General features: G+C 40.0%; 11 protein-coding genes and 1 other annotated feature. Of the genes, 8 read left to right on the top strand and 3 right to left on the bottom strand.

What is annotated here, in order from left to right; genetic code table 11:
* The first annotated feature begins 41 nt into the window (after positions 1–41).
* From HPT25_RS01250 to HPT25_RS01270, 5 genes are all read left to right on the top strand, one after another.
* A complete protein-coding gene (locus HPT25_RS01250; RefSeq protein ID WP_173058871.1) occupies positions 42–1,055 on the top strand; it encodes an ABC transporter permease in 1,014 nt (337 codons plus the stop codon).
* Positions 1,055–1,888, top strand: coding sequence for an ABC transporter permease (locus tag HPT25_RS01255; protein ID WP_173058874.1), 834 nt, complete (start codon positions 1,055–1,057; stop codon positions 1,886–1,888). Before HPT25_RS01250 ends, HPT25_RS01255 begins: the two co-directional genes overlap by 1 nt.
* A 13-nt stretch (positions 1,889–1,901) precedes the next feature.
* The gene (locus HPT25_RS01260) at positions 1,902–2,240 is read left to right on the top strand and encodes a cupin domain-containing protein (RefSeq protein WP_173058877.1); all 339 of its coding nucleotides are present in this window, start codon (positions 1,902–1,904) and stop codon (positions 2,238–2,240) included.
* Positions 2,241–2,801: 561 nt separating this feature from the next.
* Positions 2,802–3,019: a binding site (T-box leader), on the top strand.
* 40 nt (positions 3,020–3,059) lie between these two features.
* Positions 3,060–4,319, top strand: coding sequence for a tyrosine--tRNA ligase (tyrS, locus tag HPT25_RS01265; protein ID WP_173058880.1), 1,260 nt, complete (start codon positions 3,060–3,062; stop codon positions 4,317–4,319).
* Positions 4,320–4,453: 134 nt separating this feature from the next.
* Positions 4,454–7,210, top strand: coding sequence for a transglycosylase domain-containing protein (locus HPT25_RS01270; protein WP_173058883.1), 2,757 nt, complete (start codon positions 4,454–4,456; stop codon positions 7,208–7,210).
* A gap of 80 nt (positions 7,211–7,290) precedes the next feature.
* Here the strand turns inward: HPT25_RS01270 and acsA are convergent, their stop codons facing one another.
* On the bottom strand, positions 7,291–9,009 hold the full coding sequence (gene acsA, locus HPT25_RS01275; protein WP_173058886.1) for an acetate--CoA ligase: 1,719 nt from the start codon (positions 9,007–9,009) through the stop codon (positions 7,291–7,293).
* A 279-nt stretch (positions 9,010–9,288) separates the two neighbouring features.
* Here acsA and HPT25_RS01280 point away from each other — a divergent pair, with 279 nt between their 5' ends.
* The 3 genes from HPT25_RS01280 to HPT25_RS01290 all read left to right on the top strand — a co-directional run bounded on the left by HPT25_RS01280 (position 9,289) and on the right by HPT25_RS01290 (position 11,850).
* Positions 9,289–9,921 (top strand): GNAT family N-acetyltransferase, encoded by a 633-nt coding sequence (locus HPT25_RS01280; RefSeq protein ID WP_173058889.1) that lies wholly within the window; start codon positions 9,289–9,291, stop codon positions 9,919–9,921.
* A 118-nt stretch (positions 9,922–10,039) separates the two neighbouring features.
* Positions 10,040–10,687, top strand: coding sequence for an acetoin utilization AcuB family protein (locus HPT25_RS01285; RefSeq protein WP_173058892.1), 648 nt, complete (start codon positions 10,040–10,042; stop codon positions 10,685–10,687).
* Positions 10,684–11,850, top strand: a complete 1,167-nt coding sequence (locus tag HPT25_RS01290; protein WP_173058895.1) for an acetoin utilization protein AcuC — start codon at positions 10,684–10,686, stop codon at positions 11,848–11,850. Before HPT25_RS01285 ends, HPT25_RS01290 begins: the two co-directional genes overlap by 4 nt.
* Positions 11,851–12,290: 440 nt before the next feature.
* Here HPT25_RS01290 and ccpA read toward each other — a convergent pair whose 3' ends face one another.
* Positions 12,291–13,295 (bottom strand): catabolite control protein A, encoded by a 1,005-nt coding sequence (gene ccpA, locus HPT25_RS01295; RefSeq protein ID WP_312857254.1) that lies wholly within the window; start codon positions 13,293–13,295, stop codon positions 12,291–12,293.
* A gap of 240 nt (positions 13,296–13,535) precedes the next feature.
* Positions 13,536–14,612 (bottom strand): bifunctional 3-deoxy-7-phosphoheptulonate synthase/chorismate mutase, encoded by a 1,077-nt coding sequence (locus HPT25_RS01300; protein ID WP_173058898.1) that lies wholly within the window; start codon positions 14,610–14,612, stop codon positions 13,536–13,538.
* Between the last annotated feature and the right edge of the window lie 167 nt (positions 14,613–14,779).

Here is a 14,779-nt window from a genome sequence, read left to right on the forward strand (position 1 = left end):
TTTAACAGTGAGTGGTTATTTAGTCTGGAGCGTGATCCAAATTGCTTAGATTTATTGGTAGACGTCTATTGTTTCTGCTTTTCTTATTATTTGGCGTGGCACTTTTCGTTTTTATTCTTTCTCATTTAGTGCCAAGTGATCCGGTTGCAGCGAATTTGAGTCAGAGTGCAATGAATAATCCTGAAATTGTGGCTGCTTTTAAAGCGAAGTGGGGGCTCGATCGGCCGCTATATAGTCAATTCATTCTGTATTTCCAACACCTGCTGACTGGTGATTTAGGTACCTCTATACGAACTGGCAACCCTGTGATGGATGACTTGAGGCAGTTCTTCCCGGCAACATTGGAACTATCCATTGCTGCTATGGCGATTGCCTTGCTTCTTGGGATTCTATTTGGAATCATCTCTGCCATTTATCGAAATAAACCGATTGATCATATCATTCGTACTGTCTCCATTAGCGGCGTTTCTATACCAAGCTTTTGGTTTGCTTTAATTATGCTCAATGTGTTCTCTTCGATCTTAGGGATTACACCAGGACCAGGACGCATCGATGCACGGGCATCAACCCCAGAAGGAGGAACAGGGCTATTACTGATGGATTCGCTTATGAGCGGGGATTTTCAATTATTTGGTGATGCCGCAATGCACTTGATTCTTCCGGGAACCGTGCTAGGATTCTTTACCATGGGATTAATTGCTCGTCAGACAAGGTCTAATCTACTTGAAGCCATGTCAATGGATTATATTCGTACGGCTAGATCAAAGGGTCAAAAAGAATCAGCTGTCATCATTAAACATGCACTTTCTAATTCACTGATACCCGTTATTACAGTAGCCGGAATGGGTTTTAGTAATCTGCTGGGCGGAATGGTGCTTGTTGAGAATATTTTTGCATGGCCGGGAATTGGTCAATATGCCTATCTCTCTGCCGTTTCACTAGACTTCCCCGCTATATGTGGCGTCTCATTACTAATTGCATTTATCTATGTCATTATCAATCTGCTAATTGATATCCTTTATGGGGTTATTGATCCGAGAGTGAGGTATCGATAATGAGAACAATTAAATCTTTTATCACCCAAAAAGGATTTCTTTTTAAACTCGGATTAATCATTTGTACATTGTGGATTCTTATTGCCATTTTTGCACCGTTAATCGGTACCTATAGTACAACAGCACAGGATATATCCATTAGATACCAATCTCCAAGCTCTTCACACTTTTTTGGAACTGACGAGTTAGGTCGTGATGTATTCTCACGGGTCATTTATGGTTCTAGAATTTCTTTAACTGCGGGTTTTATTACAGTTATTAGTGCTTTTGCTTTCGGTATCTTATATGGGGGAATAGCAGGATATAAAGGCGGATTAGCGGACGAAGCGATAATGCGTTTCTCAGAGCTTATTATGGCGTTTCCACCACTCATTTTGGCGATGGTCATCGCTGCTGCCCTTGGACCAAGTATCCTAAACTCAGTACTTGCAATGGCTATTATCTGGTGGCCAAATTATGCGAGATTAATGCGTTCAATGGTTATTTCCTTAAAAGAAAGCGAATATGTTACCGCTTCTCGAGTTATGGGTGCTTCACATATTCGTGTTCTATTTTTAGAAATTTTACCAAATTGCTTTGGTCCATTATTGGTTATGGCAACACTTGACCTTGGGAATGCCATCTTGATGTTCTCTGGATTAAGCTTCCTTGGACTAGGCACACAACCGCCTACACCTGAGTGGGGTTCAATGGTATCAGGTGGGGCCAGGGCTATTCAAAATTGGTGGGTTTCTACCTTTCCAGGCTTAGCCATTTTCTCAGTTTCTTTAGGTGCTAACTTCGTAGGCGATGGTCTGCGGGACTTTCTAGATCCAAAACTCAAAAATGAATAGGTGGTAAAGTGAAATGGAAAAAACCAATATTAATCAAGTAAAGCCAATTGGTATGCCGCTTTATGAAATGAAAAGGTTTTTCATCAAGAAGGGTGATTTTAAAGAAGTGAGCATGAGTGTCATATCTCTCACACCTGGTGAAAGAATTCCAGCTGTGGGCATGAGTTGTCATGATGAGGATGAGTACTCCTATATTTTCAGTGGAAAAGTGGATACTTATTGTAATGGTGAATACAGTGTGGAAAAGGCTGGAGATGCAACACTGATCCCTGCAGGCGAGGAGCACTGGTGCATTAATAATGGCAGTGAGCCTTGTATGCTAGTTTGTTTTATGGTTAAAAAAGCTGAATAGTAATTCATTATTTTGAAATAAAGGCAGATGGAGCCCGAGAATCTTTTACAGGTTCTCGAACCTCTGCTATTTATTTAATTCTATCGACATACAGCTCTCCATATGTATAGAGTGTTTTCTGTCAATCCATGGAGTGCTGGTGAAATTTCACATATTAATTAACATTTTTTCATTTCTTTTATTTGATTAAACCATCCAGTATCGTACCAGGATTGATATCATGTGTACCAAAAGGAAAATATTGAATTGAAGCGATTCATATGCACGATTCTTAATTTAATGATTGCTTATGACAAATTTGATATGCTGTCCAACTTCCACCTTGTCGATTGATATTGTACTGCAAGCAGCCTATTCAAAGGTTTGAGGATACTGTCTGGAAGTGTCAAGTGGAATGATCTTTCGGTCAACAGTCTAAAATGAACAGATGCGAGTTATATGTTAACCTCTTTTGCCTTTACTTCAAAAAGAAGGGCAAAGTTCATTTTGTAAATGTTTTTCGTGATGTCAATTTGACATCATGAGAAAGATATGATACAAAAACAATAAGTTTATTTTTAATAAGAAGCTTAGATGGGAATCAACTGTAGTTCTTCTATCCCTGTTTAAAGAGAGGCAGCGGCCAGTGAAAGCTGTCACATATAGAGGAATGAATTACATCCCGGAGCATTCTCCGTGAAATTGATTAGTAGCGGAGAACGGTGATAACCGTTATTTTTATTGAGTTGGAGGAATTTATTCCTCAAGCCGGGTGGTACCGCGAGTTTTTCGTCCCTGCAATTTGCAGGGGCGTTTTTATTTTTAAAGGAGGTTATTCAATTGGAATTATTACAGGATTTAGCATGGCGTGGGATTATCTATCAGCAAACAGATGAAGAAGGATTAAAAGACCTTTTAAGCAAAGAAAAAATTTCTCTATACTGCGGTGCAGACCCAACAGCCGACAGCTTGCATATTGGGCACTTGGTTCCCTTCCTGACATTAAGAAGATTCCAACAGCATGGACATCGCCCGATTGTACTCGTTGGCGGCGCAACAGGTCTTATCGGTGACCCTAGCGGAAAAAGCGAAGAACGAAAGCTTTTAACATTAGAAACGGTACAGCAAAATGTAGAAGGAATTAAAAATCAATTAGCTGCTATCTTTGAATTTGAAGGCGAGAATGGTGCAATCATGGTGAATAACTATGATTGGGCTGGAAAGATGGACATTGTCACCTTTTTGCGCGACATCGGCAAGCATATTGGCGTCAATTACATGCTAGCAAAGGATACCATTGCAAACCGTTTGGAAACTGGGATTTCCTTCACAGAATTCACCTACACTATTTTACAGGCAATGGACTTCAATCATTTATATGACCATCACAACTGTAAATTACAAATTGGCGGAAGCGATCAATGGGGAAATATTACTTCCGGTTTAGAACTAATCCGTAAAATGCATGCAGAAGAGTCAAAAGCTTTTGGACTGACCATTCCTTTGGTCACTAAAGCTGATGGCACAAAATTTGGTAAAACGGAAGGTGGCGCTGTTTGGCTTGATCCTGAAAAAACAACACCATATGAATTTTACCAATTCTGGCTAAATACGGCTGATGCTGACGTTATTAAATACTTAAAACTATTTACATTCCTTTCACACGATTTTATTGAACAGTTAGAACAATCTGTTCAAGAAGAACCGCATCTTCGCAAGGCTCAAAAAGCATTAGCAGAAGAAATTACCCGTCTGATTCATGGTGAAGATGCATTGGAGCAGGCAATTAAAATTTCACAGGCACTATTCAGTGGAGACGTACAAAATCTGACGGCCGCGGAAATTCAGCAAGGTTTTAAAGACGTTCCATCCTATACGGTACAAAACGAAGCGGAAAGCCAATTGGTAGAGTTGCTGGCAGCAGCAAAAATTTCCCCTTCCAAGCGTCAAGCCCGTGAAGACATTACAAATGGCGCTATTTCGATTAATGGTGAAAAAACCACGGATGCTGCCTATGTTCTTCAAGAAACTGACAAAATCGAAGGACAATTTACGATTATTAGAAGAGGTAAGAAGAAATATACGCTAATTAGATATTAGCAAGATGATGGGATGATCAATATGAATGGTCATCCTTTTCATATATCTCTCCTAAAATTCAGAAAAATGCAGAAGGATGTCAATTTTTGCTTCCTTAATATGCTATAATAAGGATATTTTAGTGAGGTGGTGCTATGAAAGAAAAATGGCAAGCATTTGTAGAAAAGACAAAGCCGGTTTTTACCTGGCTCACCAATGAAAAAACAGTTAAAAATGCAAGAATTACTTATCATGTTGTCTGGAATCTGTTTCTCCTTTTAATCACGGTAGGCTTGATTGGAGGCGCTTTCGCCGCAGGAATTGGCGCTGGATATTTTGCATCGCTTGTTAAAGATGAACCGATCCGCTCATACGACAGCATGAAAAAAGATATTGATGATTACACAGCAACTTCGGAATTATATTTTGCTAATAATGTTTATCTCGGCAAACTCCGGTCTGATCTGGAACGGGAATCAGTCAGCCTCAATCAGATTTCCCGTTATTTAATTAATGGCGTCATCGCAACAGAGGATGAATACTTTTACCAGCATCATGGTGTTGTTCCAAAAGCTGTTTTCCGTGCTCTTTTTCAAGAAATGACGGGCTCCCGGGTCCAAACTGGCGGAAGCACATTAACACAGCAATTAATAAAAAACCAAATCTTAACCGATGAAGTTTCATTTCAAAGAAAGGCAAGCGAAATTCTACTTGCACTTCGGTTAGAGAAATTTTTCAGTAAAAAAGAAATACTGGATGCCTACTTAAATGTAGTGCCATTTGGAAGAAATTCTTCCGGGCGAAACATTGCCGGGGTTCAGGCAGCTGCAAAGGGTATTTTTGGAAAAAGCGCACTTGATCTCACATTGCCGGAAGCAGCATTCATCGCTGGACTGCCGCAAAGTCCGTTCGGCTATACCCCGTTTACAAATGAAGGCACGTTAAAGAAGAATCTCGAACCGGGCATCACAAGAATGAAAACGATTTTAAAAAGAATGTATGACGGTGGTTACATAACCAAAAAACAATATACAGACGCTGCTGCCTACGATATTACCAAAGACTTCACGCCTTCCGTCAGCAGCCCAGCAGAAAAATACCCTTGGCTGACAGCAGAGATCGAAAGCCGCGCCATCGATTTACTAACCATTGAATTGGCTAAAAAAGATGGCCATACTGATAAGGATCTCAAGACGAATAATAATCTTTATTATAAGTATAAAACCATGGCCAGCCATGATTTGCACCAAAAAGGGTACAAAATTTATACAACCATTGATAAAAATATTTACGATGTTATGCAAAAAGTGAAAGATAATTATCCCAATTACGAACCTGATAAATCACAGGTCGTAAAAGATCCGGATACAGGAGAAACGAAAACAATCATGGAACCGGTTGAAGTCGGGGCTATGCTGATTGAAAATAAAACGGGGAAAATTATCAGTTTTGTTGCAGGAAGGGATTTTCATCGCCAGCAGTTGAATCACGCTACAAGCTCACTCAGACAAAATGGGTCAACCATGAAACCGCTGCTAGTTTACGGCCCTGCCATTGAGCTCGGGAAAGTCTCCCCAGGAACTCCTCTGGCAGATGTTGAATCCCATTTGGATCCGACAAATCCAGAAAAAGTCTGGCCGCATAACTATGACTACCAATACAGCGGTTTGGTTTCAGCACGATATGCATTAGCAAAATCTTATAATGTTCCGGCCATTAAAGTCTATGAATCCATACTAAATCAAAATCCGGCAAAGTATCTTGATAAAATGGGATTCTCTTCACTTAAAAAAGATGATTTTACCAATCCGGCAGCCGGCATCGGTTCTATCAGCGGTGGTGTTACTGTTGAAGAAAACACGAATGCCTTTACGACTTTTGCGAACGGCGGAAAATTTATAGATGCCTATTTAATCGATAAAATTGTCGATAAAAATGGGAAAGTCATTTATCAGCATCAGGTGAAGCCAGTGGACGTATTTACACCGCAAACAGCATATTTGACTCTGGATATGATGCGTGATGTCATCAAAATGGGAACAGCATCAGCGGTAAAAAACAGGCTGGACTTTACGGCTGATTGGGCAGGAAAAACAGGTACAGGTGTCAATTATTATGATTCCTGGTTTGTTGCCAGCAACCCTAACGTCACATTTGGAATCTGGACAGGTTATGATACACAAAAATCACTGCAAACGCCAGGAATGTCTTATAGCCAACGTACGAATAACCTTTGGGCTGATTTAATGAATGCCGCTTATAAAATTAATCCTTCATTAATTGCGCCAAAAGCAACATTTCAAATGCCAACAGGAATTGTTCAACGTTCCATTTGTACCATCTCCGGCTTGCTGCCGTCAGATGCTTGTGAAAAAGCAGGGCTTGTTGAAAGCGATTATTTCAATACCAAGTATGTTCCAACAAAGATCGATAATAGTTTGACGGATGGACGTTTTGTGATGATTCGCGGCAAAAAATATTTGGCTCTTAAATCCACACCATCAGAGTTTTCCCAAGCAGGTTTGATTTTAAACCCGGATTTCATTCGGCAAATGGCAGGTAATGATTTCACTGATTATAGTGAATTGATTCCGCAGAAAAGCCTATGGGGAAAAATTCTTGTACCTGATGCAAAAATGCAGGATAATGGCAGAAAACCTAATCCTGTAACTTTAACAGTTTCAGGAAATACCTTAAACTGGAGCTCCTCTTCGGACAACGATGTAATTGGATACAGGCTATATAAAGGCGGGGCATCTTCACGAAAAGTGGCAAGTATTAATAGTGGCTCCAGCCTCCGTTTTACGGCAGGTAGCGGCAGTTACTATGTAACAGCAGTTGACATTGCCGGAAGAGAATCCGCTCCATCGAACCTTGTGACCATTGGAACTGTAATTGTGCCTAACCAATAAAAAATCGCACCGAATTCCCATTCGGTGCGATTTTTTATGATTTGACTTTCATAGAGAAACCAATATGAAAACCATAAAAATTAATCTTCCATTGTTGATAAGTCGCCTGTTGGCAAGTCAAGCTCCCAGGCCTTTAATACACGTCTCATAATTTTTCCGCTTCGAGTTTTTGGCAGTTTGTCGCGGAACTCTATTTCCCTTGGAGCCGCATGGGCAGCAAGACCTTTTTTCACAAATAGGCGAATTTCCTCTTTCAGTTCTTCTGAAGGAACATATCCGTCTCTTAAGGCCACGAAGGCTTTAATAATTTCTCCACGAACTGGGTCCGGCTTGCCAATAACACCTGCTTCGGCAATAGCAGGGTGTTCTACCAGCTTACTTTCAACTTCAAATGGTCCCACACGCTCACCGGAAGTGTTAATCACATCATCCACCCGTCCCTGGAACCAGAAATAACCTTCCTCATCCATATAGGCAGAATCTCCGGAGACGTACCAATCACCCGGCATAAAATAGGACTCATACTTCTCCTGATTATTCCAAATGGTATGCATCATGGATGGCCAGCCTTTTTTTATTGCCAGATTACCCATTCGATATGGCGGCAGTTCATTCCCTTGGTTATCAACAATGGCAGCTTTAACACCTGGGAATGGTTTACCCATGGAACCAGGTTTAATTACCATGCATGGATAGTTACTAATTAGCTGGGCGCCAGTTTCCGTCATCCACCAATTATCATGAATCCGGCGGTTAAATACTTTCGCTCCCCATTTTACGACTTCCGGGTTTAATGGCTCACCAACACTTAGAATATGACGAAGACTGCTCAAATTGAACTTTTTAACAAGCTCATCACCTGCTCCCATTAGCATCCGGAATGCTGTTGGGGCACTGTACCAAACGGTTACGCCAAAGTCTTCAATCATTTTATACCATGTTTCAGGAGTAAAACGTCCGCCAATAATCACATTCGATGTTCCGGTTAGCCATGGTCCGAATATTCCATAGGATGTTCCCGTAACCCAGCCTGGGTCGGCTGTGCACCAATAAACATCGTCTTCTTTTAAATCGAGAACCCATTTCGCTGTTTGGTAATGCTGAATCATGGCATTATGAACATGAAGGACCCCTTTTGGTTTTCCAGTGGATCCCGATGTGTAGTGAAGAATAAGCCCATCAGTACGCTCTACCCATTCAATTTTCAGTTCCTTGCTGGCAGAGGCGAATTTTTCTAAAAAGTCAATGCATTGCCCCTCTTCCTTTACGCTTTTCCCTACAAGGAAAATATGCTTCAAAGCAGGCAGGCCTTTAACTGGCACACGATTCAACAATTCCGGTGTTGTCACAAGAACTTTCGCTTCACTGTCCTGAAGACGGTCCCTTACCGCACCTTCCATGAATGCTTCAAATAAAGGGCCAACGATTGCCCCGAGTTTAATGGCGCCCAAAACCGTAAAATATAGCTCTGGTGAACGAGGCATAAAGATAAATACACGGTCCCCTTTTTCTACATCCCCATATTTTTTCAATACATTTCCTGCTTTATTGGATAGCTCCTTCATTTCTTTAAATGTATATTTTTCGTTCCGTGAATCATCACGATAGTAAAGAGCCACTTTATTTTTTCTAAAGGTTTCTACATGACGGTCGATTGCTTCGTATGCCATATTTACACGTCCGGTGAGACTCCAGCTGAATTCCTTCTCCGTTTCTTTCCAGTCAAAATGATTATAGGTATCTTCATAATTTCGTAGATTATGATCTCCTTGCACAACTGGTAACGCTTCCACTTTCATATAATCTCCCCCTCTGCCGTTTTTGGCTGGTAAAAAAGTATAAACCTTTTATAGTTTATACTTAGACATCTGTAACCTAGGATGCTATCGACAATAGACGTTCAATCATTTAAGAATATTATATTACAAATGATAATGATTCACAATTTTAAAAAAAACAAATTTTTTGAAATCACTCTCCTTCCTATATTAATAACACTGAAAATTTCGTGAAAACACTTTCAATTAATAAAATATATGTATAATAGAATTAGTACACTATTTCCGGGTGGTGACCAGATGGATCATATTAAAACTTATAATGCAAAAGAATTAAAAACTTCACATGGGCCTTTAATTATCGAAGGACCCATTTCTTCTGATACACTTGCATGTTACGAATTTCATGAAGATTTGATTGCCTTTCGCCAGCCTCAACAACAACACCGTGCGTTAATTGAGATTGCCAAATTGGAAGAAGGCAGAATTATCATTGCACGACACCATAACACCATTGTCGGCTATGTTACATACCTTTACCCAGATCCTCTAGAGCGCTGGTCTGAGGGGAAAATAGAAAATTTAATAGAGCTTGGGGCCATAGAAGTCATTCCTAGATTCAGAGGCTATTCAGTTGGTAAAAATCTATTAATTGTTTCCATGATGGATGATGCAATGGAAGATTACATGATCATTACGACGGAGTACTATTGGCATTGGGATTTAAAAGGAACCAAATTAAATGTTTGGGAATATAGAAAAGTTATGGAAAAGATGATGAATGCCGGAGGGCTGGAGTGGTATGCAACAGATGACCCGGAAATATGCTCCCATCCGGCTAACTGTCTAATGGCCAGAATGGGGAAACGAGTAGACCAAGAATCCATTCAAAAGTTTGACCGCCTCCGTTTTATGAATCGATTTATGTACTAAAAAATAGGCTTTCATAAAGCGTTTTGTTGATATTCACCTAGTTGATTGAAGAGAAGCCCTTCTTACAAAGGGATCGTACTAAACTTGGATTAGTGCTTGATATAAGGGGGATATGTCAATGATTGTTGAAGAAATCATGAAAAAAAATGTAGTGACTTTACAACCGGATAACACAGTTGCAGAAGCGATCCAGGCGATGGAAACCCATAATATTCGCCACATTCCCATTATAGATAACGAAGCTCATTTAGTTGGTCTTGTCACTATATCAAGATTAAAAGAAGTGACTTCCTCTATATTTAGAACAAATGAAAACCCAGACAATTTAAAAAAACCGGTTGATTCCATAATGGAGCGCAATGTGATTATCGGGCACCCGCTTGATTTTGTAGAAGAAGTAGCAGGCATTTTCTATGAACATAAAATTAGCGCCCTTCCGATCATTAAGGATCAGGAATTAGTTGGAATTATAACGGAAACCGATTTATTACGGACCATGGTTGAACTAACTGGAGCCCATCAGCCAGGATCGCAAATTGAAATAAGGGTACCAAATATTTCAGGGGTTCTCAGCGATATAGCCGGAATTATTCGCAATCGACATGCCAATATTCTTAGTGTGCTTATTTATCCGGATAAACAGGATGAACATTATAAAATTCTCGTCATTAGAGTCCAGATGATGAATCCCATTGAGTTAATCCAGGAACTAAAAGAAGCAGGCCATCAAGTCCTATGGCCGAATTTTCCGGGGATTTCTTTATGACAAATCGTGCTGCTTTTATTTATTCTGAAGAATTGCTGAAATATAAATTCAGCAATCATCATCCGTTTAATCAATTCCGGCTAAAACTGACTGTGGACCTATTAAACCGAATAAATGCCTTACACCCCGATCAAATCATTCCACCGCGATTTGCAACAGAGGACGAGCTGAAACTCATCCATGATCCAAGCTATATTGAAGCGGTTAAAAAGGCTGGTAACGGACAGCTTCCCCAAGGGATAGCTGAAAATTACGGCTTGGGTACCGAGGATACCCCCATATTCTCAAACATGCATGAGGCCAGCTCCTTATTGGTTGGTGGTACCTTAACGGCTGTCGATGAAGTAATGTCCGGAAGAGTGCTTCATGCTGCTCATCTTGGCGGCGGATTGCATCATGGATTTCGCGGAAAAGCTTCTGGCTTCTGTGTTTACAATGATAGTTCGGTAGCAATCAAGTATCTTCAAGAAAAATACCACGCCCGTGTTTTATATGTGGATACGGATGCCCATCACGGGGATGGGGTGCAATGGTCATTCTACGATGATCCAAATGTCTGTACTTTGTCCATTCACGAAACTGGAAGATATTTATTTCCTGGCACAGGAAATATAAATGAAAGGGGGCAAGGAGCAGGTTATGGATATTCGTTTAACATCCCTGTTGATGCTTTTACGGAAGACGAGTCATGGCTTCATGCCTACACAAATGCCATTCGAGAGATTGCTTCATTTTTCAAGCCAGATGTCATTTTGACACAAAATGGAGCAGACTCGCATTATTACGACCCATTAACACACTTGTCAACAACGATGAAAATTTTCAGAGAAATTCCAAAACTTGCCCATGAAATTGCTCATCAATATTGTGATGGAAGGTGGATAGCAGTCGGCGGAGGGGGCTATGATATTTGGCGTGTCGTACCTAGGGCCTGGTCCATGATTTGGCTGGAAATGACGGAAAACTCAAATTGTTACGGCAGTTTACCGCATGACTGGGTAAACACCTGGCAAAAAGAAGCTCCAGTAGAATTGCCTAAAGATTGGGATGATCCGGAAAACCTTTATCCTCCTATTCCAAGGAAAACAGAAATTACAGAAAAAAATTTGCTTACACTCGACAAAGCGTTATATCCCATTCGCAATCAGCAAAAATCAAGTTAATAAAGAAAACCCGCCGATTGGCGAGACCGGCAGGGCGAAGGAAAGAAGCGTAGTTACCCTTATTCCTGATAGGAAAGTTATACTTTCCTATCTATGAAGAAAGGCACAAACTTTCTTTATTTAGAAGCTCTGTTCTAGCTGAATGTTGATTTACTGTGTTTGAAAAATAAACGGTAAAATTCCGTTTAAATTGGGAAATACCCCTATTTCCTTAAAAATAAAGGAAGTTTTTCCTTTTATATGATCCAAATCTTTGGATTTTGTCTTATTTAGAGCAGTTAATCGGAATATCTTCGCTTATATCCGCTTCTTAAACTTCATCTAGATACATTAGCCGGTAATTCTCCGATTATGAACTCTTACCTATACGAAAATCAACAGTGAATAATCACAGAGCCCATTTATAAAAACATAAAACCGGCCAGTGGCCGGTTTATTTATTAAGCTTTTGTCGAATTGCGATGTTCAATCCGGTGCGGCAGAACCACAATATGATCGCTAACTTTTTCTTTATTCATTAACTTAGTAAGCAAACGCATGGCCACTGCACCGATATCATATAATGGCTGTATAACAGTTGTAAGTTGGGGACGGACCATTAGAGACAATCTGGTATTGTCTGAGGTTATCACTTCAAAGTCTTCAGGAATTTTGTAGCCTTTATCCTCTGCTCCATGAACAACACCAAGTGCGGCTTCATCTGCACCAACGAAAATCGCAGTTGGCTTTACGGAAGCCTCAAGGATTTTATCAAATGCCTCAAGACCTGAATCATACGTATAGTCTCCTTCAACGATTAATTCCTCATTAACAGGAATATTCGCATCTGCTAATGCCCGTTTGTAGCCGGCTAACTTCTTGGACGAAATATCTGGCTCGTAAAGCGGGCCGATAATAAGAGCAATATGTTTATGTCCTCTTTGGATAAACTCTGTTACCGAGTCATAAGTTGCTTGCTCATAGTCGATATTAACGGAAGGAATTTTTTCTGCTTCTTCGATCGATCCTGCCAAGACAATTGGGACCGGAGATTTTTCAAATTCCTCCACATGTTCAGGTGTAACATGACCGCTCATGAAGACAATTCCGTCCACTTGTTTTCCAAGCATCGTATTAAGCAAATGTAATTCCTTTTCTTTGTTTTGGTCCGAATTGCTTAAAATGATGTTGTATTTATACATGGTGGCAATATCTTCAATCCCGCGGGCCAATTCAGCAAAAAAGATGTTTGATATATCAGGAATAATAACGCCAACAGTGGTGGTTTTTTTACTTGCTAATCCCCTTGCCACTGCATTTGGACGATAGCCTAATCTTTCAATTACTTCTAATACTTTTTTCCGAGTAACCGGCTTTACATTGGGATTCCCGTTTACTACACGGGACACAGTTGCCATGGAAACATTTGCTTCACGGGCAACATCATAAATTGTTATGTTATTCACTTCACACACTCTCCTAAACGAACACTTTTCTTTATTTTACTGCAGTCAGTAAATTTCTAGTCATGATTCCCATCACACTTAATGATACTTTTTCTTTATGTGAGAAAATATACAAATGAAATATGTATTTAATGATACGACAAGATTTTTAAAGCCGCAATCTCCATTTTTCGTTTCCTTCTAATAATAGCAAAAAAGCCTTCTGCTGAAAATGTGCAGAAGGCTTTTCCGACATTATTTTTATACTCGAACGAAATTTGATGCTAGCAACTCATTGTAGAATTTGTCAAATTGCGGAATATCCATTTGCTGCTGTGAATCAGATAAGGCTACTGCAGGATCTGGATGAACTTCTGCCATCACACCATCTGCGCCAATAGCAATCGCCGCCTTCGCACATGGAAGCAATAAGTCTCTTCTTCCTGTAGAATGCGTAACATCGACCATGACAGGTAAATGCGTTTCTTGTTTCAGGATTGGCACTGCAGAAATATCAAGCGTGTTTCTTGTCGCTTTTTCATATGTTCTGATACCGCGCTCGCATAGGATGATTTGTCCGTTACCTTGAGCCATGATATATTCAGCAGCATTGATAAATTCTTCAATAGTGGCTGCTAATCCTCTTTTTAAGAGTACAGGTTTGTTAACAGCACCAGCTGCCTTTAGTAATTCAAAGTTTTGCATGTTTCTGGCACCAATTTGGATCACATCTATGTAATCCAGTGCCAATTCGATATCTGCAGGGTTTACGATCTCGCTGATTACTGCCATATCGTATTCAACTGCCACTCGCTTTAAGATCTTCAGTCCATCAACCCCTAAGCCTTGGAAATCGTAAGGAGATGTTCTTGGTTTGTAAGCTCCACCGCGAAGTAGTTTCAAACCTTTTTCTTTCATCGATTTGGCAACTGCAGCTACTTGCTCATAAGATTCAACCGAGCATGGACCGAAGACAAAATGCGGTTTTCCATCTCCGACATTTTCACCTTTTAATGTGACAATCGTATCTTCCGGTTTCTTCTTTCTGGAAACTAGCAGCGCCTTTTTGTGATCATCTTTTTGCAGATCAAGCCCAGCTTTGAAAATTTCCTTAAAAATATGATCAATGGTAGCACTGTCAAATGGACCATCGTTATTTTCCTTAATCTTATCAAGCATGCTTCGCTCGCGGACAGGATCGAATCTGTAAACACCCTGATTTTCCTTTGCCCGTCCTGCTTCTTGGACGAGTCTAGCTCTTTCATTAATCAATCTTAATAATTCCAAATTCACTTCGTCAATTCTTGATCTTAATTGTTCTAATTCATTATTGCCCATCAATCGTCCCTGCCCTTTCATTGCCAATCAGTTTTGTTCCCATTTGGTGAAAAAAACTGACTGCAAACTTAAAATTTTAAATTTTTGTAACACTTTTATAATTAGGCTTTATTATAGCGGAAATATATTTCTTTGTCATCCCTTTTTTCTTTATTAATTAAACGCTT

The sequence above is a fragment of the Neobacillus endophyticus genome (genome assembly GCF_013248975.1).
Classification (GTDB): Bacteria; Bacillota; Bacilli; order Bacillales; family Cytobacillaceae; genus Neobacillus; species Neobacillus endophyticus.

Bases quoted from the DNA above. Each gene is read 5' to 3' on its own strand.
- HPT25_RS01255 (WP_173058874.1), top strand. From the start codon at position 1,055: ATGAGAACAATTAAATCTTTTATCACCCAAAAAGGATTTCTTTTTAAA.
- HPT25_RS01260 (WP_173058877.1), top strand. From the start codon at position 1,902: ATGGAAAAAACCAATATTAATCAAGTAAAGCCAATTGGTATGCCGCTT.
- HPT25_RS01270 (WP_173058883.1), top strand. From the start codon at position 4,454: ATGAAAGAAAAATGGCAAGCATTTGTAGAAAAGACAAAGCCGGTTTTT.
- acsA (WP_173058886.1), bottom strand. From the start codon at position 9,009: ATGAAAGTGGAAGCGTTACCAGTTGTGCAAGGAGATCATAATCTACGA.
- HPT25_RS01280 (WP_173058889.1), top strand. From the start codon at position 9,289: ATGGATCATATTAAAACTTATAATGCAAAAGAATTAAAAACTTCACAT.
- HPT25_RS01285 (WP_173058892.1), top strand. From the start codon at position 10,040: ATGATTGTTGAAGAAATCATGAAAAAAAATGTAGTGACTTTACAACCG.
- HPT25_RS01290 (WP_173058895.1), top strand. From the start codon at position 10,684: ATGACAAATCGTGCTGCTTTTATTTATTCTGAAGAATTGCTGAAATAT.
- HPT25_RS01300 (WP_173058898.1), bottom strand. From the start codon at position 14,612: ATGGGCAATAATGAATTAGAACAATTAAGATCAAGAATTGACGAAGTG.